The following is a 21,501-nucleotide window of genomic DNA, read 5'->3' as shown; positions in this document are numbered from 1 at the left end:
TTCAGCAAACCGCGTGCTTTCGAGTGCGCGGTTTGTTTATGAGCGGGGGCGCTCAGTGATGAATTCGCGAAAAGTGGAGGGCAGAGCGTCGAGCGCCTGACCCTCAGATGGGTCTAAGAGCAGTTCTCGGTCCGAACAGGCTGCCATCAGCCCGCTTCGTGTTGTCGAGTAGCTTTTACCGCTCCACGTCCCTGTGTTCGGGAGTGCTACTGAACGCTGCTGCAGTATCCACTGGATGCCATCTTTGCAGACGATGATCCGCCAACGTGAGCTAAGATGGATAACAACGTCTGCGTAGTGGTCGTCTCTCTCTCTGCGGGAGGAGGGCTTATGCTGTGCCGCAATTGGGCTGGCATAAGTTGATTGCTCAAGTCCGATCGGTGAGTTGGTTGTGCTAAGTTCGTCATCTCCTAGCACCTTGAGTACGATAGGTTCACCGGTTGGCTTACCAATTTCAATATGTTGCTCAATCTTCATAGATTTTGCCTCTGGGGGTTTTGCCCTAGGAATGCACGGCGTATGCACAGATACTGGCCAGCACCTTGTGTGACCCGTCCGTCACCGTTTCGGGCGAGATATTACTTGTGAGTGGAGTGCTGTGCGTTTTCCCACGCTTCAAGGTCTGCCAACCGCCAGCGGGTGCATCCTCGTGAAAGACTTATAGGTTGTGGGAAATCAACGCCCTTTTTCAACCAGCCCCATGGGGTTTGCCGCGATACGCTATAGCGTTCAGCCACCTGTCGATCAGAAAGAAAAGCCTGTCTTCTATTTTTGGGTGTGGGGGTCAGCGTTGTTTGCATTGTCATGCATCCTTTTTGTTTAAAGTGATGCAGATTAATGAAGCTAAATTCCGACGAAAAAGAACACCCCAAGGGGTCTAGTCTTTGAAAGTTAGACTTAGATTTTTTGCGTTATTCCTCATGAAGTTCAGTATCTTAGATTCGCGATCTATTGATTTTCCGGACCATAACGCCTTTGCTTTCTTTGCATAGTTTTTACCCGCTGCCTCGGATGCGATTGCTTCATGGCTTGCAGGTCCAATCGCGCTTGAAACTTCATTTATGAATTGAACCCGTTTAAGGGTTTGCGCGTTTGGTCCATTGTTGCGCCCCGTAAATTTTTGCGGGCTTAATTCTTCGGCCCTAAGTGCTGTTGCACGCCAGTCGGCGGCCAGTTGATTGTAGCTACTTTGCGCCTCCAGTGCTGCGAACTTGTCCTCATTTGTTAACGCAAGTCGATATTTTTCGCCTGCCTCTTGGGCCAGTTTTTCACATTCTACTGCCATTTTAACCGCTACTGGCTTGGCTTTGCTGGCAAGCCTTGTTTTGGCTTTCATGACTTATGCCCCTCAATTCCGTTATTTAAAAACTTGCCCCAATCGGCCATCATAGCACGCCGTTTTTCCATCTGATCACCGCGTCGATAGGCTCTTTCGACTTCACTTCCGACAGTGTGTGCTAGACTGATTTCAGCCATTTCGCGGGGATAGTCGGTGTGCTCTGATGCCCAATCTCGAAACGCGCTGCGAATCCCATGTGGCACCGCTGGGCGTCCAGATCGTGAGTCTAAGTATCGATCGGGTTTGGCCTTGTGTATGCGGTTCATGCACGCGCTTAGGCTCATATCCGACAACTGCCCGCCACGTGCTGCAGGAAAAACGAATTCGCTGCCTGTCATTCTGGGTAATGCCTTCAGCAATTCTACTGCATCAGCTGTGAGTGGCACGCGGTGTTCTTTGCTGGCTTTCATTCGATCTGCTGGAATTGTCCACAAAGCCGCCTTGATGTCGATCTCGGCCCATGTCGCGCCGCGCACCTCCCCAGATCGTGCTGCGGTCATTGTCAGGAATTCAAGCGCTTGCGTCGCCATCCCGTCGCGTTTGCGTAGATCGGCAAACCATGACGATATGTCAGCAAGAGCAAGCGCGGGATGGTGTGTAACCTTGGCAACCTTCGATGGCTTGGGCAGGATCGCGTCGAGGTTGCCCCGCCAACGGGCAGGGTTGTCACCTTCTCTGTGACCTTGCACTGTTGCCCACGCCATTACGGACTCAATGCGACCACGCAAGCGGGACGCTGTTTCTGTTTTCGTGGTCCAGATAGGCTCTAAAGCACGGGCAATTTCATGGACCGATATTTCACTGACCAACATTGGGCCAAGGGTTGGCACGGCGTAGGCATCCAGACTGGCACGCCATTGCTTGCGGTGTCTGCTGTTGCCAAACTCTGTCAGTTTGATTTCAAGATACGCCTCCATAGCTTTTGCAAAGGTCAAGCCGCGCGCTTGTTCTGCTTTTAGCGCAGCCCGTGCTGCGCGTCTTTGCTCTATTGGGTCAATGCCTTGGCGGATAGCTTCTTTGGCCTCACGTGCTCGCTCGCGGGCTTGAGAAAGAGAAACGTCAGGAAATCCGCCAAGGCCAATTTCGCGGCGCTTGCTTCCTATCATTGTACGCAACACCCAAGAGCGTGCGCCTGTCGATGTGATCTGCACCAAGAGGCCGGCAACACCACCTACGGAATAGGTTATATTCAACCCACGACCTGAGTATTTTAGGTCCCGCACTTCCTTGGCAGACAGTTCCGCAACCTTCTTTGGCATCTTTTATCCCTCTACCTACCCGCCATAAATAATCACATTAGGTCAGACGAGTTGCAACAGATAAAAACATGGTATTCGTGTAAGTTGCTGATAGTATAGTTTTGATGCGACGAATTTCGACAAATGCGGATAGTATTATGGCGGCTCCTCGGTCCGCCACTGATTTCTCTCACATCCAACAGCTTCATATAACCGGTTTTTATACCCGTGTTTTCAGGCTGTTATTTTCAGATTTTTGATCTGAGGATTTTCTCTCGCGCAAGAATTACCCCGTTTCAACCTATTCCTCAGAGGCAATATTTCGGCAGCACGAGTTTCCCTGTTTTTTGCAATTAACAGGGAAATTAACAGGGAACTTTCTTTTTTTTGGGTTCTGGAAATGTCTAAAAACGCTGTAATAGCCATAAATTATTGGTGTTTAGAAGCGCGCTGGGCAAAATTAACAGGGAATCAAATAGGCATTAACAGGGAACTTTGCTGATTAAGAGCTTGTCTTGCTCAACCCAGGTTGCAGGCACACGCTTGCTTTGCAAATAGCGAATGGTGAACTCTGGATTTAATGTTCCGTTAAGGATGGCCTTTTGAACTTTTGGCGACAGACATGCGAGCCGAACACGCTTCCAAATAGTCCCGTCGAGAAGTCCTGTGGCTTGAGTAATGTCGGTAATTTGTTTGCCGGATTTTAGCAGATCAAGCCAGGTGTGAGCATCGTGAAGGGCCTTGATGAGATGCAGTCTCGGGCCTGTTTCATATTGGGCCCAGAAAAGCTTTGTACCATTTTGCCTGCGTTGGAATGTAATGGGTTCGTTAAATGTTAATCGCTCTGCCTCTATTAGGTTTGAAGAGCATTGGAGAAGCTTCTCAAGCTCCTTTTGATTAATGGCGATCGTTATATTGCCTTTGGTTAAATCTACGCGAGAGATGAGCTTTAATGCTGCTTGGGACTTCAGTGTTTCTATACAAGTTATGTATTGGGTAAGCTCATGAGCTGTGAGGCCATCTTCTATATCAGTGGCCTGGAAGGCCTGCATAAGATTGGATTTCACCATCGAAGATAAAGCTGTCTCAAGGGTCTCAGCTTTGATGCGCCAGCCTGTTGGATCAGCACCTTTAATTGTTAGGCGATTGGAGTAGTAATATCGATGTACACGGCCCTTGCGCTTTGTGTTGGAGGGCGTAAGGCGATCTCCAGTCTCGTCGTAGATTTTTCCGATCAAGCAGGCGGACAATCCTCGCGTAGGGTGGGTCCCACGTTTGATGGCTGATTTGAGTTTGAGCTGTTCTTGAACCCGGTTAAATTGCGCCACATCGATGATGGCGGAATGAAGGCCTTCATAGATGTCGGTCTTGTGGCGGATCTTACCAATATAGATTGGGTTGGTTAAGATTTTATAGATACGGCCACGGCTATAATTGCGCTCTGGCCATAGGCTATCAATTTGGCTTTTAACCTGCGCTAAGCATCCAAGTTCCTCGTATAGATCATATATCCGTTGGATATCTTTGGCATGCTCGAGATGTATCTCTAAGGATTGAACCTTTGGATCGGGATGAATGGCGTATCCCCAGGGCACCCGGCCGCCCATCCACATACCCTTCTTTTTTGAGGCCGCAATTTTATCGCGAATGCGATCGGCTGTGACTTCACGCTCAAATTGAGCAAATGATAGAAGCACATTCAGTGTTAGGCGCCCCATGGATGTCGACGTATTAAAAGATTGTGTCACGGACACAAAAGAGCAGCCCTTCGCCTCCAGCCGGTCAATTAATTTGGCAAAGTCGCTCAAGGAGCGCGTCAATCGGTCGATCTTATAGACAACGATCATATCAACCAGGCCTTGATCTACATCCGCCAAAAGGCGCGTGAGGGCAGGGCGATCCATAGTTCCTCCTGATACCCCTCCGTCATCGAAGCGGCCCTTTAATTGTTTCCAGCCCTCATGTCGTTGGCTGGTAATGTAGGCCGCGCAGGCCTCATGTTGGGCGTCTAAAGAATTGAACTCCTGCTCGAGACCTTCTTCCCTAGATTTTCGCGTATAGATAGCTGCACGGGTTTTTTGATGATGGGCTGCACTCATTTTGTTACCCCGAAGAATTTGTGTCCTGAGCAGTGATAGCCGCATATTTGCTTGGCGACCTGAGATAGGGATGCAAAGGGCTTGCCCCGCCAGATAAAGGCTCCCGACGCGTCTACGTCGACAACATGGGTCTTGCCATGATGCTCGCGTACAAACCGCGTTCCTGATTGCAGCTTGGGCTTGGAGGCTTTGCCGCTAACTTGCCGCTCCAAGGCTTGACGGAACCTTTGGTTTGACCTCCCATATTGTTTTGCCTGCTGCTCAAAAGAAAGAACGGTGATCAAAAGTGATCGACTAATGTGTTTTGGTGCCGGCCTGCCGATAGCCTCGCGCCATGCATCAATGAGATCAGCGCGGCTTGCGGTTTTTAAAGTTTCAAATGAGGGGTCCAAATTTTGCTCCTTGTGATCATTGTCACTGAGCAAAGCCCGATGGTATTCGAGCTTAGGAGCATACAGGCTTACGGTTGGGGCGTAGTCCAGTCCAAAGTTTCAGATTTATCCGTCTCAGCTAATGCGCCAAAATGGTACGCCGCTTCCAGTCCCCATTTGAGCAAGCGCCTGTGAGAAGCTATCGACCAGGTCATCGTAGCGTCCATTCGGGAATTGCCGCAGCTCATTGTTAACAAGCTCAAGGTTCGGCTCGTCACTTAAGAAGAACACTTTGCCAGTGTTGATCTTATGCAGCTGTGCCTCCAGCCGCTGCATTTTAGAGGTTCCACCTGTTGGTACGGATCTCACAATGCACCCATCCGGCATCTCAGGTGCGACCATTCGAATAAGATCAGCCGCATGATTTGCCTTTTCAATGCAAACAAATCGTGCGGAATGCGCCCGTGCTTGCTGCACGATTTTGCTTTGAAGTTTTTCGCTCGTGACGCGGTAGCGCGCTGCATCAAGCAATACATAACGGCCATCCTCAAACTTTGCCCAAGTTGTTACTGCAGAATAATCGGCGGATGGTTTGTCCGAGAGCGCCGTATCCCAGCTTTGATAAATTGTGGGTGCAAGACTGATTTCATCAAACTCCTCCCTACTGATGTGCTTAATTTTCTTAAAATCAATCGGACAGTCGCTCTCATGAAGAGGCTTTTGTAAATACTGCGCATAATAGGCTGCATCGCCCATCTCAGCTTTTTTCTCATTGAGAAAAGCCTCTGGCATTCGCGCAGGTGTTAGAAGATCCCCTGTTTCAACATCTTTCTTTCCAAATAGCCCTAAATCAAATTGGGCTGGCTCATCAAAGCGGGCTGGCAGGCATAAAATTTTCCAAGGATGCATGGGCGTATCAGTTAATGCGCCGCACAAATCATTTGGGCTGATGCGTTGCTGTATGAGAAGTATCTTACCATTCTTTGGATTGTTGAGACGCGTGCTGACACTTTGCTTAAATACTCGGATGACGTCATCCAGGCGGGTCTCAGACCGCATATGGGCCACCTGTAGGGGGTCATCGAGGATAATCCAATCTGCACCAAGGCCGGTCATCACTCCATGTAGGGAGGTGAAGATAACATGGCCGCCTTTTGATGTGCGCAGCCGAGTGGCTTGCATATTGTCATTTTCTAAAACGGTATGGGGAAAGATTTTCTTATAGGCTGGATGCAGAAACACTTTCTTCGTGGCTTTTGCGAGTGTTGAAGAAAGGTCGTCGCCGTAGGTGACAACCATCACTTTTGTGGATGGATCCTTTCCGAGAAGCCAAGGTATAAAATAGGTGTTTGCCAAAGAGGTTTTCAACGAGCGTGGTGGAGCGTTAAGGATCAAGCGAGGACAAGTGCCGTAGTACATCTCAAGCAAGTATTTGCTTATGGCATGAAGGTACCACGGGCACTCAAAGTTGCGAACGGTATCGATCTTTGGAAATAAATGCGTGAAGAACAGGCTGGGCGACCGCCGAAGAAGGGCCTCTGAAGTTCTCTGGCTTATGTTATGTGTCATGATCGGCCTAATCAATCTTGAGACCAAGTTTCTGCAATTCCAACAAAAGCGCTTCGTCATGTCTCTGGAGCTCTTCAGCGTCGATGGCGTTGTCTTTGTCCATGCCAGACATGCTTAGAATTTGGACAAGGAGGCGTTGCTGGCTACTGCCGCCATTTATTGCCGAGGTTGCTATTGAAGATATTAAAGCGCTTTGCTTGGTAACGCGCTTGGTCTCTCCATTTTTCTTGACCATAATTTCTTCACTCAGCTCGCGCCTTAGGTCATCGGCGAGAGTTGTGCCGGCTTGCAATTTTTTGCGTGGGCGGCCTTTGGGATTGCCGGACTGGCCTTTTTTGAACTGATATTTTTTTGGAGGGTTTCTATGAGTCATGCTGCGTCCTCACTCTTTGTAAGACGTTCACGGCTAATGTCAGCATAGCTTTTACCCGTCTGAACATGAACTGCGTCTAGGCTGCATCTTTCTTTAAGCCGCTTGAGAGCGACATCGACAAATTTAGGTTCCAACTCAAGTCCAAGACAGCGTCGATTGACCTGCTCTGCAGCGAGGCAACTGGTGCCGCTTCCTAAAAACGGATCCAACACCCAATCACCGATCGAGGTACAATCTAAAAGAATGTCGGCAATCAGCTTCGTGGGTTTCACAGTGGGGTGATCTATTAAATCTTCGGTCCGAGTGGGGCCAAAACTGGTTACGCCATCATAGTGCCAAATATTTGTCCGGTATCGGCCACTCGCCCCAAGGTTGATATTATTTTGGAAGGTTTTGGCTCGGCTGTAGACAGCAACCAATTCATGCTGTGAACGGTAAAAGGATCCCATCCCTGCATTTGTCTTGGCCCAAACACACAAGTTCTGGGGCGTCAGTTGCTGCGTCTTTGCCGCTGCGTTCAAATGGTTGATATGGCGCCAGTCCATACAGACATAGAAAAGCGCCTTGTCTGTTGTAAGGTTGAGAGCTGATCTAAGAAATGCGTTTAGAAATTCCTCGAACTCTGCGTCTGACATTTCGCCAGCAGCCATGGCAAATTCTTGATGATCATGACTGGTTCTGATGTGGCCTTTCGTGGGCACATTGTATGGAGGGTCTGTTACGCACACTTTGGCCAAGGGCAGATCATCAAGTTCGCTTAAAGCCGCTTCTGGCGATAATGCGTCCACGCAGGCAATGATGTGGTCGCCAACGCGCCAGATATCGCCAGGCCTTGTTACGGGAGCCGTGTTGCCCCAATCTTGTTCTGCCTCATCAATAATTTCAAAGTGAAGTAATTTATCAATCTCAGCTTGTTCAAACCCTGTGAAGCGCAGATCAACATCGAACTCTAAGAGCTGCTCTAGCTTTTCCTTTAAGCGCGCCTCATCCCAGTTGCTGTCTTCTCCGAGGCGGTTGAGGGCTAATTCCAGTTCGATGATCTCGGCAGTTGACGCCTCAGAGACAACAACTGCGTTGAGGTTTTCGATACCAAGTTCACGCGCCACCATGAACCTAAGGTGCCCATCAATTATGTGATGGTATTCGTCTACAATAATAGGAACAACGATGCTTTGTTTTGCAAAGAGGTCCTTTGCCTTTTTAATTTGGCGTTGAGAGTGTTTGCGAGGTGTTGAGTTTGACGAACGAAGCTCCCCAAGACCCAACGAACAAGTGGTCAGCAACATGCCAACTCCTTCCGTTGATTTAGGGCTTCAATATTGAAGCCAATAACCAGCCAAACTGAATTGTTCGGCCAGTTTTCATGCTTCAATCATATCATTACTGTTAACTGGTAGAAACCTAAGAAATTTTGCAACTTGTTGATATATTTATCATAAACGTTAATTATAGTAACATCACTTAAACTGGAATGCCTATCACAATCAGAACTGCATAATTTTTGCGAGTGCATCCGCTGACTAATGGGGGTGATTCCCCCGGCTTTAATGGGAATGCAGAACGGTCTGCGTATTCTGGCGAACATGTGCCGCTTTCACCCTCTGGCGTGTAGCGCGCTGATCTACAGGGCCCATGGGTCACATTAGCAAGTGTTTTATCGTCAGACAGTGACCAAGATTGTTTCCCTTCTGCATCGGGATCCTCGATGGTGAGTAAAGAGAAGTGTTCCTCACCATTTGTTACAAAATACTGCCCAGCAGGGATTGGAAATTCTGGAGCCTTCATGATCAGGCCGTTCTCATCTAGCCACCAATCATCAATGTCAAACCTCCAGCCAGCAGGGGCCAAATTGCCCGCCTTTTGGAGTGTCTGATAGAGCCTAAGCCATACGCCAATTGGACCAGGATCTTCTTTCCAAAGTCCCCAAGTTTCCGCGCCTGTTCCTGAAGTAGCACCCTCGGCTCCAAGCGCTGCGATATATTGGGTCCGGATGCGGCGAATTCTTGTCTGTGCGAGTATGGGGCTGGCTATTGAGGTGGCCAAAAATCCAAAAGTAGCAGCGAGCCATTGGCGGCGATTGAAGTTCAAATTGGCTTTCATGTATATCTCAGACTGATTGAATTATTAGTTGAAATAGCTTGATTGCTCTTATTGGCAAATCGGATTCAATTTGAACTGTGGTGTGAGTTTTTATGGGCAACTGATTTGTAATCAGTAGGTCCGCGGTTCGAGTCCGTGTGGGGGCACCATATTAAGACACTATCAAACTGATAAAATTAATTAATATATAAAAACGCTTTATCACGTTACGCTTGACGTTACACTTTTGAAATCGCACTAGCGACACAATGCATTCTGAGAATTACCTGTACAATCAAATTCCCTAAAGTCGCAGTCCTAAAGAGATTCGTGTATTCGGGTAGGGGCGGGTCAAATCTCTAAGTGGTGATTTCTGAACCGGCGTGTGTAACGCGTGTTGTCTGCGTTTACGGAAACTTTGTATCAATTCAATTTTAGGTTCGAGACTGTTGCTCACGCGCGCTGGCGCGCGAGGCGGCAATATTTAGGAGTTTTCATGCCGCTCTTTACCCTCTTTTTTGCTTTGCCGCAACGGTTTAGAAACTTTAAAAAGCTAAATGAGCGGGTCCTTCTGGCACGACCGCCCTGCGGGTACGCGGAGTGCACGTATGCTTTCCAGTAACAGAAATTTATTATAGGGGGGTGTTTCATAATGGAGATTGATATTTCTACAATTTCAGAAATTGCAGTCCATCTCTAAATGTCGCACAAAAATGTGCTAGTAATCATCAAAAGAGGGTTATTGGGTGCTGTAAGACAAATTAGAGCGGCACTGTCAGATAAAACGAGCTTGAGCCGTACGTGGCGGTTTCTTAAGCTCTCCGTATGACAAAAAGCTCTCAATTTAGTTACTTTAAAACGAGCCCTGAGATCATCCGGTTGGCGATGATGCTGTCCCCCCTTTGGTTGACCATACCCGCTATTTGCGTCACGCGCCCGCACGCCTGCGCGTGGATGCAAACATGTTTGTTTTGGCGCGCGGTTACGCAGCTGTTTTCCTGTTGGGGGTGTATGGTTCGCTCAAGGCGCAACACAGTCTGGGTGTGGGGTTAGGTTGACTGTACAGCCCTAGATGAGCGCCATCTCTATTCACGCATCAATTTCAAGACAAACCGTGCCACTGCGCTCGCTGAGCGGCGCCAATTATTGGGTGCGTAGATTCAGGCTACACTAGCAATCCGATGTGAGTTCTCATTTGTCTGACAGCATCTTTTTATGGTTTTTACTAATAAGATCCAAACGGAGACACTCCAAGCCAAACGTGGATGCCAGAAATGACCGTGAAGACGGCCAATGTAATGACTACAAAAAGCCAGTCTCTTTTAGGGTTGCCTGGCTCTGGTCGTTGCCAATTCTCTGCTCGATTCAACTGTACAACCGTCCACACTGCCCAGAGCAACATGCTGCCAAACAAGAGAATCGACGCTAAGTCGCCGTTCACAAGTAGATGTGCGATTGCCCAAATTTTAACGGAGGTAAGCATAGGATGACGCAGCAACCGTCGAAATCTGCTTTTGCTGTGTGCAGCAGCGAAACTGGCTACGGATAGGAGCATAAGAAAGTTGTTTAAATGTCTTAAAAATTTCGGTGGAGACCAAATCAAAATTAATTCTGCCTGCTGGTAGCCGATTATCATTAAAATTAGGCCGAGCAAAATGCCCGCAGTTGTTAAGATTTTGCCGCGGTTCCCAAGGGCTTTTCGGTGAGCCGGAGCTATACGTTTAAACCCATGTGACAGGCTCCATAAGAGAATTCCAACTAGCAATAAAATCATGATGTTTCTATCCGCCTTTAGATGTCCAAATATTACTTATTCAGGTTGATACGCAACCGTAGGTCGGTTGTCTTTTTGCCAACCCACGATACCTGACTCCAGGTGGCCAACATTTGTGAAACCCAATTGCTTAAGCAGGGCGTTGCCTAGGCTGGTGGTGCGATTGCCGGTTCTGCAATAAAGCATTATTGGGGTGTTAAGATTAGTGGCCAGAGATGAAAATTTTTGTTGAAATTCTGGATGGAGCCTCCCAGATTTGGTAAAGGCAGTCACTAACTCTGCTCCTTCAATTATGCCTGTGGCCCGCCACTCTTCTGGGCGCCTGATGTCAATCACTAGAGTTTCATTTTGCAAAGCCGTTTCCAAATCCTCATTCGAGGCAGCCTCCAATTTGGGAGGCCAGGCCATTGCAACCATTTCAACCTCGAACACTAAGGTCGCGTTCGGCGGTATCGCGGACCCTGCTCCTTTCACACCATATGCCAGTTCTGGTGGAATAGTCAGAATTCGCTTTTCTCCTACTCGCATTCCCAAAATCCCAGTTTCCCAACCTTTGATTACCTGCCCAGTGCCGAGGACAAAGCTGAACGGTGCGCCGCGTGGTTGAGAACTATCAAACACGGTGCCATCGTTCAGTCGACCTTCATAATGCACGCTAATTTGCATTCCATTTTCAGCCTGTTCACCAACACCTACCGACACAACATCTACCTTCAGCTCACTAGCTGTTGTTGAAGACGCCAATGCTGCCATTGCGATGGTTAAAAATAAGGTGCGTAAACTAAAATAAAATGATTGCTTTTGATGCATAACCATCCCCTAACAAATTTAATAACCGTTGACTGAGACGTGTATATGAAAACTCATCTTTAAACTACTGACTGCATCAAAGTTATAAATTTTAGTCACTCTGGTCCGCTTAAGGCACAACAAGGGCTGAGTGTGGAGTTAGGTTGACTGTGAGGGGGTACAGGAGCGCCACCTCAACGCTGCACAAACTTATTCTGTTGGTTTTGTGAATTTTATTAATCTGCCGTTCGGGCCATCTTCTATTACCCAAATGGCCCCGTCATGATCCATTTCTACATCTCTGACCCTTTTAGCCCAACTGAAGCGTTCAGCTTCAAAAGGCTCTCCATCAACAAAGCCTATTCGGACCAGTGCCTTGCTTTTTAATCCTCCAATAAATGCATTTCCATTCCATTCATAAAACTCGTCCCCTTCGTAAAAAAATAATCCTGATGGAGCCATCGTAGGCACCCAATAAAGTTTTGGCGCCATGAATTCTGTTCTCGTTTGATGAATGGGAATTCTTGCTCCACTGTAATGATTGCCTTCTGACACTAGTGGCCATCCGTAATTTTCACCGGCAAGGATCAGATTTAGCTCGTCTCCATGCCTGGGACCCATTTCGTGCGCCCACAGCTGACCATTTTTGGCAAATGCAACTCCAAGGGCATTCCTATGGCCGACTGTCCAAAAGGTTTTTGCGAGGTCACCTTTGTCCTGAAATGGGTTGTCTACAGGTATGGTGCCATCCTCGTTAAGGCGGATAATCTTTCCTAATGCCATGTCCCATCGTTGTGCGGGGGCTTGCGCTTGCCGGTCGCCAGATGTGATGAAAATTTTTCCGGCATGTTGCGTTCCGTCGAGGCCAAATGCAATTCTGTGGGAAAAATGTCCTTTCCCTGGTTGAGCGGGTGTTTGCTTCCAAATCGTTTCAATATTTTTTAGCTTTGGTTTGTCCGAGTTTTTTAATGTGCCTCGTATTACGGACGCATATCGTGTTCTCCCTGCATCGTCTGAATCGATGTAAGAAATATAAACTAGGTTATTTTTTTCGTAATTTGGATGAAGAACGACATCTCCTAATCCCCCTTGACCACCTGCAAAAACCTTTGGAACTCCAGATACTAAAGAATGTTCACCATTCGCATTTACGAGCCAAAGTTTTCCAGTTTTTGTAGTGACAAGTAGGCTATCGCTATTAATAAAAGACATCGCCCAAGGACTGTCAAATTCAGAGACAACTTCCCGTAACAACCTGCTACCTGCGCTTCCAGTAACAACATTATTGGCCCAAGTATTTGAGGCAAAACTTATAAACAATATCAGAATAACCGTACGCATTTAATTTTTCTCCCAGGCATTATATTTTTCTCAAACCTTACAGTAAGAGTTTTGCATTTTTGCTCAAATTCAGCACCAATTACGCCGCAGTACCCGACTAGGTGGTCATGCGTTTTTGCTCCTAACGCCGGTTGATCAAAAATATCCCACTGGCAACCAATCCAAGAGCCAACCAAATTTGTACGCCTATTTTCTCATCCAAAATTAACCATCCCAAAATCACAGCAAATACAGGAGATAAAAAGCTGAATGATGCAACAGATGATGCAGGATAAATTTTCATCAAGGCAAACCAAATCAAAAACCCAAAGCTAGCAACCGCAAAAATCTGGAACAACATACCGGCTATATGAATAAGCTCAATTTCACGCGCATACCCGCCAAAGATTGTTGCAGCTAACAATAACAATGGTGCGGAAACGATCAATTGCCAAATCAACTGCTGCTCCGCAGGTACTTCAGAAAATGGAGTTAACCGAACGCATAGTGCTATTCCAGCCCAACTTAGAGCGGCACCTAGTGCTAGAAGATCCCCAAATAACGAAACCTCACCCGAGCTACGATCAAGTACTGCCAAGATCACACCCAGCATCGCCAAAATAAGCCCAATTACCCTCAAACCTGACAGGCGTTCACCCGGCAGAAGCTTATGAGCCAATAGTGCCAGCCAAACTGGCATAGAATAAAAGATGATCGAGGTCCGCGACACAGTAGTCAAATCTAAGGCAGTAAATAGGCACATGAATTCAAACGCGAACAAAAGTCCCGAAATTGTTGCACCAAGAACTGCAGCTCTTGGCAATGCAATCCCAACATCACGCCAAGACATCCAAAGCAACAAAACCAACATGCCACCAAGGGACCGCACACCAGCTCCAAAAATAGGTTCAAATCCTCCAGCTGTGACTTTGATTACAACCTGATTGAAGGCTAGGTTTAGTGCAAAAAGCGTAAGTGCAACTGCACCAAACCTGTCCATCTGTGTTTTGCGTTCCATAGTGTCACAAGGCGGCGCAATAACAATTATGTCAATGTAACTTTTTACGATATGCGTTGGCTTTGTCATATTAAACTTGGTTGAAGTGGGCGGGCGAGTTTATCGCGTGCGTGAATGCACCCCATTGCGCTACTTTAAAACAAGCCCAGAGATTATCCGTCTGGCTATAATGCTTTTTGCCCGCCGAGGCCACTCTTGTCTGCTAAGAACGCTACACAGGCTGCGTTTGGGATTAGGTTGGCTGTGAGGGGGGTACAGGAGCGCCACTTCTACTCACGAGACAATTTCAAGCTCAATCGAACCGCTGCTCTTGCTGAGTGGCGCCAACTATTGAGCGCATAGATTAAAGCTGCGCCAGCAATCCGATGCGGGTTCTCATTAGTCTGACAGCCCCAATCGAACCGCGGCTCTTACTGAGTGGCGCCAATTATTAAGCGCATAGATCCAGGCTGCGCTAGCAATCTGATGCGAGTTCTCATTCGTCTGACAGCACTACGAGCACGCATTGGTGCCAAGCCCCCAGTCTGCGCAAGGGTTTGTCCATTTTCCAAAGGCTGCTCATCCGAATTGCTATAGTTGGCGCAGCGGCGTCAGTCCTCTTGGGAAGTTAAAAGCTTTTGGGCCAGTTCAACAAATCCTTCGCCGCCTTTTTTTGCTGTGATCCACGCAGGCTTGCATGTGATCTGATCAACAAAATCGGCGACATTTGCGACGCCGCAGGAATTTGGAAAATAGCTGAACATTGGCGCATCATTTGGGCTGTCGCCGCAAAAAACAATGCGGGATTTTTCCGCTTCAAGGTCAAATCCCAGCACCTCCTTGGCAAAACGGCTCGACATCGACAGCTTGTCATAATCACCATACCAGCCGTTCACATGGATTGACGAAATCTTGGCTATCGCACCCTCTTCCTCGAATATATCTCGGATCCGGGTCACCGCTGCCGCGTCTAGCGGGGTCACGTCTTCGCTGAAATCCACCGCAAGATCGGCCTCGCGGTAAGGTTGGTCGGCGGAAATCGCACAGCCTGGCACCTCGGCCAAAACCCGGGCTTCAATTTTTGCAAGGCGGGCAGAATTTCTTGCCCGCTCGGCCGCATCGGCGAAATACTCTCTGCGCATTTTACGTGTTTTGGCGTCATAGGCGAAATAGAATGCACCGTTTTCACCGACGACGCCGTGGACCGGCCAAAGCCTCGCGATCAAGTCACACCAACCTGCTGGACGTCCGGTGATTGGGGCGACGTGAAACCCGGCATTGAAAAGATCTTCCAAGGCACGGTAAGCTACCGCAGGCAAGCGCCCGTCGGTGGTCAGCGTGTCGTCGATATCAGCAAAGACCGTGGTAACTTTGGCGGCAGTGTCGGCGGGAAACTCGGATAGGGTACGCATAGGTCGTAAGTCTCATTTCTTTTGGTTGTGACATGGTTTCGCAGCTGCGTCTCTGTCAAGTTGAAGGCTGGATGCTAACAGTGAGTCAGCATTGATCCTGATTGTTTGGGCGGTGACACTACAGAAGGAACGAGATCGAGCCTTCTGAGACCGTTCGGATATGGTTTGGACTGTGTGAGCCCTGCGCCCTCCTGCTTTGAGCGCAAGCCACATCCAGGCTGCACCATAGACTAAAAATACAATTTTAAAACCACAAAAGTACATAAATTTATGTGGAAACGACCTAAAATCCTATATAATGCGGAATTGTACGCTAATAGCGTAGAAATTTGTGTAACAAATGGTTGGTCACTCAGAAAAAATGTTGCTTTGTGGCTTTTGTGTGTTTAGCGTCACGGAGTGGATTCTGCTGGGGACTGCTATGTCGCTTAAAAAACAAAAAAGACGCGAAGCGATCTCGGCTCTTGTGCTTGAGCAGGGGGCCGCGACCGTGGGTTCGCTTGCCGAGCAACTCAACGTGTCCATGCAAACAATCCGCCGCGATGTTGATGTGTTGTGCGAAGGCGACATGTTGCACCGTCTGCATGGCCGGATAGAGCTCAGCAAAGAATTCCTGAACACACCTTTTGACCAGCGCACCGATACAAACCCGCTGGGAAAGCAGGCGATTGGCGAAGCAGCCGCGCGCCTGATCCCCGATGGCACGACCTTGTTTTTCTCTATTGGATCTACGCCGCTGAGTGTGGCCAACGCCTTGCGCCGCCGGAAAAACCTGACCGTAATTACCAACAACCTTAATGTGGCAATGGCGCTGAGCGATGAGCTTTCAAATCGCATAATTATTCCCGAAGGAGAGTTGCGTCTGCCGGACCGCGATATTCTAGGGAGTGATGTCCTAGAGTTTTTTGGGCGCTACAGGGCCGAATTTGCTGTTTTTGGTGTGGCTGGCGTTGACCTGGACGGCAGTCTTTTGGAGTTCCACTCTGCGGAAGCTCGAGTGCGTGAGAAAATTCGTGCTAACGCGCTGAAATCTCTCTTGGTTGTCGATCAGTCAAAGTTTGGGCGCCAGGCCCCGGCCCTTAGCGGCAATATTTCAGAGATTGATACAATCATAATGGATCGGCGCCCAGGGCCTGCGTTCACCAAGCTGCTTGATCCAATCGAAAACAGGCTGGTGATAGCCGAAGGAGAAGTGAAATGACGACAGCGCCCATGGTAGTGCTCAAAGATATCGCCAAACGCTGGAATGGTCAGCTTGGAGTCGAAGGAATATCATTGGATATTCCCGAGGGCAGCTTTACGGCACTTCTTGGTCCATCAGGTTGCGGTAAATCCACGACATTGCGCCTGCTTGCAGGGCTGGAATTGGCTGACGAGGGTGCGATCCTGATCGATGGCAAGGACGTGACAACTAGCGCCGCGTCGGACCGCAACCTGTCAATGGTATTTCAATCATATGCGTTGTTTCCGCATCTGTCGGTGGCTGAAAACGTCGTATTTGGGCTCAAGGTGCGGCGGGTTCCAAAACAAGAGCGCCAGGAAAAGCTGCACCGTGCTTTGGAAATCACAGGATTGCTTGGTTATGAAAATCGCAAGCCGGGGGAGCTTTCTGGTGGACAACGCCAGCGGGTCGCGCTTGCCCGCGCTATCGTTGCGGGCCAGCGTCTTTGTTTGATGGATGAGCCGCTGTCGAATCTCGATGCAAAGCTGCGCAACTCGGTGCGCAAGGACATCAAGAAACTACAGCGTGATCTCGGCATTACCGTAATCTACGTCACCCACGACCAGACCGAAGCGATGAGCATGGCCGACATAGTTGTCTTGATGAAAGACGGTCACATTCAGCAGGTTGGTACGCCCAACGACCTTTACAGTAACCCCAACAATACCTTCGTGGCCGAATTCGTTGGTGCGCCGCCGATGGCATTGATTGAGTCGTCTGTTTTGGGCGGGTTTGGTGAGGATAAAACCATCGGGATAAGAGCCGAGAATATCCAAATTGTTCCCAAGGGCGAAGGCCGGATGAGCTGCATTGTAAATGAAAGCGAATTCCTGGGAGCGGAGACTTTGATTGGACTGGATCATGAGGGTTCCAGGGGACTGTGCGTGCTCAAGCCCGGTCTATCAATGGTGGCTGAAGGCAGTGAGATCAACATCAATTTCCGCGACGAACACCTGCACGTCTTTGACGCTGCAGGCCACCGGCTGGTGCGATAATTGCCGCGCAGTCAAAAAGTAAGACCAAGATTAAGAACCACTAAAAAACCAAAGGAGAAAGACATGGAACTATTTTCAACAAAAGGACTGGGGCTGGCCACTGCAATGGCAACTGGCCTTGCCGTGCCGGCGATGGCCGAAACGGAACTGACGATGTACTACCCGATTGCTGTGGGTGGGGCATTGACTGAAGTGGTCGACGGAATTGTTGCTGATTTCGAAACCGCCAACCCCGATATCAGCGTAAACGCAATTTATTCAGGCAACTATGATGACACCCGCGTGCGGGCATTGTCAGCGCTGGCTTCGGGTGAGCCTGCGCAGCTTGCAGTGATGTTTTCCATTGATGCCTACGACCTGATCGAACAGGATCTTATTTTGCCATTCGATGATGTCGCAACATCGGACGCTGACAAAGCGTGGCTGGGAAGTTTTTACCCAGCGCTGATGGCAAATGGCACTATCGAAGGTAAGACTTGGGGCATTCCGTTCCAACGGTCAACGATTGTTGCATATTATAACAAGGACATGTTCCGTGCGGCTGGCCTCGACCCTGAAGCCCCGCCAAAAACTTGGGACGAAATGATTGCAATGGGCAAGGCCCTGACCAACGATGACACCTATGGTTTGATGATCCCATCAACTGGCTATCCCTATTGGATGTTCCAGGCACTGGCGATCCAGAACGGCAAAGAGGTGATGTCAAAAGATGGCCTGACCACATATTTCGATGACGAAACCGTTATTGAGACACTTGAGTTCTGGCAGTCCCTGTCTGGCGAGCACGGCATCATGCCTGACGGCACTGTTGAATGGGGCACATTGCGCCAGGCGTTCCTTGAAGGTCAGACCGCGATGATGTGGCACTCCACCGGCAATCTGACAACCGTGAAAAACAACGCCAGCTTTGATTTCGGTGTTGCCGAGCTGCCGGGCAATGTTCGTCTTGGTTCGCCGACCGGTGGTGGCAACTTCTACATGTTCAAGGACACAACAGATGAGGAACGCGCCGCGGCCCTGAAACTGATGCAGTTCATGACATCGCCCGAGCAGGCAGCCGCCTGGTCAATCGGCACAGGTTACATGGGTGTTTCACCTGCGGCCTACGAAACCGAAGCGCTGAAAGCCTATGTCGCTGATTTTCCACCGGCACTTGTCGCGCGCAACCAGCTTGAAAACGCCGTTGCTGAGTTTTCGACGTTTGAGACTGCCCGCGTGCGCGACGGTCTGAACAACGCCATTCAATCGGCGCTGACCGGATCGAAAACGGCTGCTGAGGCTTTGGGCGAAGCCCAGGCTGCAGCCGAGCGCCTGTTGGCTGCCTATCAATAACTAAAAATCCCCGGCGGGGCTGGTGCACATCGCATCGGCCCTACCAACTTCTTACATGCCAAATCTGAACATCGGAGACGCGCTATGTCCGCTCACGCCAATCTCGAACGTCGCAGGCAAGCCATATATGGCTGGTTGCTTCTGTCGCCCGCAGCGGTGTTGCTCACGGTTTTTGCCTTTTACCCGTCTATCGCGACCCTCTGGTCGTCCTTGTTTTCGCGGCATACCCGCCGCAACCCCAGTGAGTTTGTTGGCACAGAAAACTATGCCGATCTTTTTGCGGACCCCACATTTTGGCTGGTGGCGAAAAATAACCTGTTTTACGCGGGCGTCACGATCCCAGTTTCGATTTTCATTGCGCTTTCAATGGCGCTTTGGGCCAACTCCAAGATCTCAGCGCGGGGGTTTGTGCGTACCGCCTATTTCACACCAACCGTCTTGCCGATGATTGCCGCTGCCAACCTTTGGCTGTTTTTCTACACGCCAGGTCTGGGCGTATTGGATCAAATTGGCAGCCTGTTTGGCCTGCCGTCGGTCAACTGGCTGGGGCAGCCTGAAACTGCGCTATGGGCGATCATCATCGTGACAATCTGGAAAGAAGCTGGGTTTTTCATGATTTTCTATCTCGCGGCATTGCAAACAATTCCTGTGGATCTCAAGGAAGCGGCAGACATCGAGGGCACCAGCCGCTGGACCTATACGCGCCGCATCGTGTTGCCGCTGCTGATGCCGACAACGCTGTTTATTGCCGTCAACGCGATGATCAACTCGGTCAAGCTGATCGACCACCTGTTCATCCTGACCAAGGGCGGGCCGTCGGACGCCAGCAAGCTGATCCTCTATTACATCTGGGAAATGGCATTCGCATTCTTTGACGCGCCACATGCGGCGGCCATTACGGTCCTTGTTATTGCAGTGCTGGGCGTCGTGGCTGCGGTACAGTTCTTGTACCTCGACAGAAGGACACACTACCAATGAAGAGCTTCACCAAATTCATGGACAGCTTCGGCGCGATCCTTCTGGCTGTTATTTGGATTGCGCCGCTGTTGTTTGCCTTCTGGGCTGCAACGCATTCGACCTCTGATGCGGTGAACCTCAAACTGTTTTCGCCTTGGACGCTGGATAACTTCCGTGTCGCCTGGAGCGGTGCGCCCTGGCTAAAGTATTTCTTCAATACATTCATGCTGGTGACGGTGATCCTGATTGGCCAGTTTTTCCTGACCACGCTTGCAGGGTTCGCCTTTGCGCAACTCCGGTTTCCCGGCAAGGACTTCGTATTCATCCTGGTCCTGATGCAGCTGTTCATCCTGCCCGAAGTCCTGATCGTGGAAAACTATGCGATGGTGTCCCGGCTCGGGTTGTTTGACAGCATCCTTGGCGTCGGCATGCCCTATATGGCGTCGGCCTTCGGCATCTTCTTGATGCGGCAGTCATTCAAAGGCGTGCCGATCGAATTGCACGAAGCTGCGCGGATCGAAGGCTGTGGGCTGCTTGGTATCCTGTGGCGGGTTTACGTGCCGCTGGCAAAGCCAACCTATCTTGCCTATGCGCTGGTGTCGGTTTCGACCCACTGGAATAACTTCCTGTGGCCGCTGATTGTGACCAATTCACCGGAAACACGCCCCTTGACGGTCGGCCTGTCGATCTTTGGCGCTCCCGAAAACGGTGTGGATATCAGCATCATTTCGGCCGCCACGCTCATGTCTGTTGCCCCGCTGCTCATCGCATTCCTGATCTTCCAACGCCAGTTCGTTCAGTCCTTCCTGCGGGCTGGTATCAAATGACCGCAATCCTTCAGATCACTGACACACATATTGTTGCGGAAGGTAAGCTCGTTTCGGGTCAGCTGGAAACGGCTGCGCCACTGACGCGGTTGGTCGACCAGATTGCGTCGATCAGACATCAGATCGGTCCAATTGATGCGGTCATCGTCAGCGGCGATCTGAGCGATGACGGTAGCGAAGAAAGCTATGCCCGGTTCAAGAGGCTGCTCGCCCCGCTTGACCTGCGCACCTATGTAATACCGGGCAATCACGATATTCGTGAACCTTTACGCCGGGCGTTCGCGAGCGATCTTCCCGTGGCTGGACCATTGAACTGGGCGCGTAAGGAGGGGGATATCCACCTGATTGGCCTTGACACTTTGGTTGAGGGGCACGGGCATGGCACTTTGAGCCCTGAGACCTTGGCGTTTCTTGGGGATGCACTTGCAAGAGCGGATGGCTCAGCCGTTTTGTTGGCGCTGCATCATCCGCCCTTTGCCAGTGGTATCAGATTCATGGATGCAATTGGTCTGACAAATGCGCAGCAATTGCGTGACGTCGTGGCTGGCTACAAAGGTGAATTGCGGATGGTTTGTGGGCACATCCATAGCATGATGGTGCACACTGTCGGCGGGCATACCGCACTCTCGGCTCCGTCACCATGCAGCACATTCGCTTTTGATCACCGGACAGATGCGCCCGTCGGCTATCTGATCCAAGACGATGGCTGCGTGTTGCACCGATGGGACGCGGGGTTCCAATCAATCCGCATCGGACCAGAGGCCGGATCGGGCCCTTTTCCTTTCTAGCCGTCTTACATGAAAGAAAG

Annotated in this window: 20 protein-coding genes and 1 pseudogene; 7 read left to right on the top strand and 14 right to left on the bottom strand. The window is 49.7% G+C overall.

The annotated features are described in order from the left end of the window. Window positions 1–36 precede the first annotated feature (36 nt). The 13 genes from RCA23_RS11670 to RCA23_RS11605 form a co-directional block, all read right to left on the bottom strand. Entirely contained in the window at window positions 37–477 is a 441-nt protein-coding gene (locus tag RCA23_RS11670) for a hypothetical protein (RefSeq protein WP_044050471.1), read from the bottom strand. Between the two features lie 400 nt (window positions 478–877). Next, window positions 878–1,336, bottom strand: coding sequence for a hypothetical protein (locus RCA23_RS11665; RefSeq protein WP_044050470.1), 459 nt, complete (start codon window positions 1,334–1,336; stop codon window positions 878–880). Then, a complete protein-coding gene (locus RCA23_RS11660; RefSeq protein ID WP_044050469.1) occupies window positions 1,333–2,598 on the bottom strand; it encodes a tyrosine-type recombinase/integrase in 1,266 nt (421 codons plus the stop codon). The genes RCA23_RS11665 and RCA23_RS11660 overlap by 4 nt, the downstream gene beginning before the upstream one ends. Before the next feature lie 461 nt (window positions 2,599–3,059). Then, the gene (locus RCA23_RS11655) at window positions 3,060–4,676 is read right to left on the bottom strand and encodes a recombinase family protein (RefSeq protein ID WP_044050468.1); all 1,617 of its coding nucleotides are present in this window, start codon (window positions 4,674–4,676) and stop codon (window positions 3,060–3,062) included. Next, window positions 4,673–5,068, bottom strand: coding sequence for a DUF2924 domain-containing protein (locus RCA23_RS17020; protein ID WP_044051522.1), 396 nt, complete (start codon window positions 5,066–5,068; stop codon window positions 4,673–4,675). The genes RCA23_RS11655 and RCA23_RS17020 overlap by 4 nt, the downstream gene beginning before the upstream one ends. Window positions 5,069–5,182: 114 nt before the next feature. Further along, on the bottom strand, window positions 5,183–6,616 hold the full coding sequence (gene terL, locus RCA23_RS11645; protein ID WP_169701403.1) for a phage terminase large subunit: 1,434 nt from the start codon (window positions 6,614–6,616) through the stop codon (window positions 5,183–5,185). Window positions 6,617–6,623: 7 nt separating this feature from the next. After that, a complete protein-coding gene (locus RCA23_RS16050) occupies window positions 6,624–6,989 on the bottom strand; it encodes a DUF5681 domain-containing protein (RefSeq protein WP_052377153.1) in 366 nt (121 codons plus the stop codon). Beyond that, the gene (locus RCA23_RS11635; protein ID WP_044050466.1) at window positions 6,986–8,275 is read right to left on the bottom strand and encodes a DNA modification methylase; all 1,290 of its coding nucleotides are present in this window, start codon (window positions 8,273–8,275) and stop codon (window positions 6,986–6,988) included. Before RCA23_RS11635 ends, RCA23_RS16050 begins: the two co-directional genes overlap by 4 nt. 175 nt (window positions 8,276–8,450) lie before the next feature. Continuing rightward, a complete protein-coding gene (locus RCA23_RS11630) occupies window positions 8,451–9,089 on the bottom strand; it encodes a hypothetical protein (protein ID WP_044050465.1) in 639 nt (212 codons plus the stop codon). Between the two features lie 1,204 nt (window positions 9,090–10,293). Next, entirely contained in the window at window positions 10,294–10,842 is a 549-nt protein-coding gene (locus tag RCA23_RS11620) for an NnrU family protein (protein ID WP_169701402.1), read from the bottom strand. Between the two features lie 36 nt (window positions 10,843–10,878). After that, window positions 10,879–11,652: an FKBP-type peptidyl-prolyl cis-trans isomerase gene (locus RCA23_RS11615; RefSeq protein WP_081870957.1), complete on the bottom strand. Its 774-nt coding sequence runs from the start codon at window positions 11,650–11,652 to the stop codon at window positions 10,879–10,881. A 189-nt stretch (window positions 11,653–11,841) separates the two neighbouring features. Next, on the bottom strand, window positions 11,842–12,972 hold the full coding sequence (locus tag RCA23_RS11610; RefSeq protein ID WP_044050463.1) for a PQQ-dependent sugar dehydrogenase: 1,131 nt from the start codon (window positions 12,970–12,972) through the stop codon (window positions 11,842–11,844). 121 nt (window positions 12,973–13,093) lie between these two features. Next, the gene (locus RCA23_RS11605; protein WP_044050462.1) at window positions 13,094–13,969 is read right to left on the bottom strand and encodes an EamA family transporter; all 876 of its coding nucleotides are present in this window, start codon (window positions 13,967–13,969) and stop codon (window positions 13,094–13,096) included. A 255-nt stretch (window positions 13,970–14,224) separates the two neighbouring features. Here RCA23_RS11605 and RCA23_RS16795 point away from each other — a divergent pair. Further along, window positions 14,225–14,311: pseudogene (locus RCA23_RS16795) on the top strand (IS6 family transposase); the annotation flags it as partial. Window positions 14,312–14,559: 248 nt separating this feature from the next. On the opposite strand, the gene RCA23_RS11600 reads toward RCA23_RS16795, so the two are convergent. Beyond that, the gene (locus tag RCA23_RS11600) at window positions 14,560–15,360 is read right to left on the bottom strand and encodes an HAD-IIB family hydrolase (RefSeq protein ID WP_044050461.1); all 801 of its coding nucleotides are present in this window, start codon (window positions 15,358–15,360) and stop codon (window positions 14,560–14,562) included. Between the two features lie 421 nt (window positions 15,361–15,781). Between RCA23_RS11600 and RCA23_RS11595 the strand changes: the two genes are divergently transcribed. The 6 genes from RCA23_RS11595 (at window position 15,782) to RCA23_RS11570 (ending at window position 21,481) form a co-directional block, all read left to right on the top strand. Then, window positions 15,782–16,561, top strand: coding sequence for a DeoR family transcriptional regulator (locus RCA23_RS11595; RefSeq protein WP_044051519.1), 780 nt, complete (start codon window positions 15,782–15,784; stop codon window positions 16,559–16,561). Further along, window positions 16,558–17,577, top strand: coding sequence for an ABC transporter ATP-binding protein (locus RCA23_RS11590; RefSeq protein WP_044050460.1), 1,020 nt, complete (start codon window positions 16,558–16,560; stop codon window positions 17,575–17,577). The genes RCA23_RS11595 and RCA23_RS11590 overlap by 4 nt, the downstream gene beginning before the upstream one ends. A 63-nt stretch (window positions 17,578–17,640) precedes the next feature. Then, on the top strand, window positions 17,641–18,909 hold the full coding sequence (locus RCA23_RS11585; RefSeq protein ID WP_044050459.1) for an ABC transporter substrate-binding protein: 1,269 nt from the start codon (window positions 17,641–17,643) through the stop codon (window positions 18,907–18,909). Between the two features lie 84 nt (window positions 18,910–18,993). After that, complete coding sequence (locus RCA23_RS11580; RefSeq protein WP_044050458.1) at window positions 18,994–19,887, top strand: carbohydrate ABC transporter permease; 894 nt, start codon at window positions 18,994–18,996, stop codon at window positions 19,885–19,887. Then, window positions 19,884–20,693, top strand: coding sequence for a carbohydrate ABC transporter permease (locus RCA23_RS11575; protein ID WP_044050457.1), 810 nt, complete (start codon window positions 19,884–19,886; stop codon window positions 20,691–20,693). Before RCA23_RS11580 ends, RCA23_RS11575 begins: the two co-directional genes overlap by 4 nt. Beyond that, the gene (locus tag RCA23_RS11570; RefSeq protein ID WP_044050456.1) at window positions 20,690–21,481 is read left to right on the top strand and encodes a phosphodiesterase; all 792 of its coding nucleotides are present in this window, start codon (window positions 20,690–20,692) and stop codon (window positions 21,479–21,481) included. Before RCA23_RS11575 ends, RCA23_RS11570 begins: the two co-directional genes overlap by 4 nt. The last annotated feature ends 20 nt before the right edge of the window (window positions 21,482–21,501 follow it).

The organism is Planktomarina temperata RCA23 (assembly GCF_000738435.1).
Lineage (GTDB): Bacteria > Pseudomonadota > Alphaproteobacteria > Rhodobacterales > Rhodobacteraceae > Planktomarina > Planktomarina temperata.
This window is presented reverse-complemented; position numbering and strand designations above follow the sequence as displayed.

Coding starts and splice junctions, on each gene's coding strand:
- RCA23_RS11620 (WP_169701402.1), bottom strand. CDS start 10,842: ATGATTTTATTGCTAGTTGGAATTCTCTTATGGAGCCTGTCACATGGG.
- RCA23_RS11595 (WP_044051519.1), top strand. CDS start 15,782: ATGTCGCTTAAAAAACAAAAAAGACGCGAAGCGATCTCGGCTCTTGTG.
- RCA23_RS11615 (WP_081870957.1), bottom strand. CDS start 11,652: ATGCATCAAAAGCAATCATTTTATTTTAGTTTACGCACCTTATTTTTA.
- RCA23_RS11590 (WP_044050460.1), top strand. CDS start 16,558: ATGACGACAGCGCCCATGGTAGTGCTCAAAGATATCGCCAAACGCTGG.
- RCA23_RS11630 (WP_044050465.1), bottom strand. CDS start 9,089: ATGAAAGCCAATTTGAACTTCAATCGCCGCCAATGGCTCGCTGCTACT.
- RCA23_RS11570 (WP_044050456.1), top strand. CDS start 20,690: ATGACCGCAATCCTTCAGATCACTGACACACATATTGTTGCGGAAGGT.
- terL (WP_169701403.1), bottom strand. CDS start 6,616: ATGACACATAACATAAGCCAGAGAACTTCAGAGGCCCTTCTTCGGCGG.
- RCA23_RS11585 (WP_044050459.1), top strand. CDS start 17,641: ATGGAACTATTTTCAACAAAAGGACTGGGGCTGGCCACTGCAATGGCA.
- RCA23_RS11600 (WP_044050461.1), bottom strand. CDS start 15,360: ATGCGTACCCTATCCGAGTTTCCCGCCGACACTGCCGCCAAAGTTACC.
- RCA23_RS11670 (WP_044050471.1), bottom strand. CDS start 477: ATGAAGATTGAGCAACATATTGAAATTGGTAAGCCAACCGGTGAACCT.
- RCA23_RS11655 (WP_044050468.1), bottom strand. CDS start 4,676: ATGAGTGCAGCCCATCATCAAAAAACCCGTGCAGCTATCTATACGCGA.
- RCA23_RS11635 (WP_044050466.1), bottom strand. CDS start 8,275: ATGTTGCTGACCACTTGTTCGTTGGGTCTTGGGGAGCTTCGTTCGTCA.
- RCA23_RS11575 (WP_044050457.1), top strand. CDS start 19,884: ATGAAGAGCTTCACCAAATTCATGGACAGCTTCGGCGCGATCCTTCTG.
- RCA23_RS11660 (WP_044050469.1), bottom strand. CDS start 2,598: ATGCCAAAGAAGGTTGCGGAACTGTCTGCCAAGGAAGTGCGGGACCTA.
- RCA23_RS11610 (WP_044050463.1), bottom strand. CDS start 12,972: ATGCGTACGGTTATTCTGATATTGTTTATAAGTTTTGCCTCAAATACT.
- RCA23_RS16050 (WP_052377153.1), bottom strand. CDS start 6,989: ATGACTCATAGAAACCCTCCAAAAAAATATCAGTTCAAAAAAGGCCAG.
- RCA23_RS11665 (WP_044050470.1), bottom strand. CDS start 1,336: ATGAAAGCCAAAACAAGGCTTGCCAGCAAAGCCAAGCCAGTAGCGGTT.
- RCA23_RS11580 (WP_044050458.1), top strand. CDS start 18,994: ATGTCCGCTCACGCCAATCTCGAACGTCGCAGGCAAGCCATATATGGC.
- RCA23_RS11605 (WP_044050462.1), bottom strand. CDS start 13,969: ATGGAACGCAAAACACAGATGGACAGGTTTGGTGCAGTTGCACTTACG.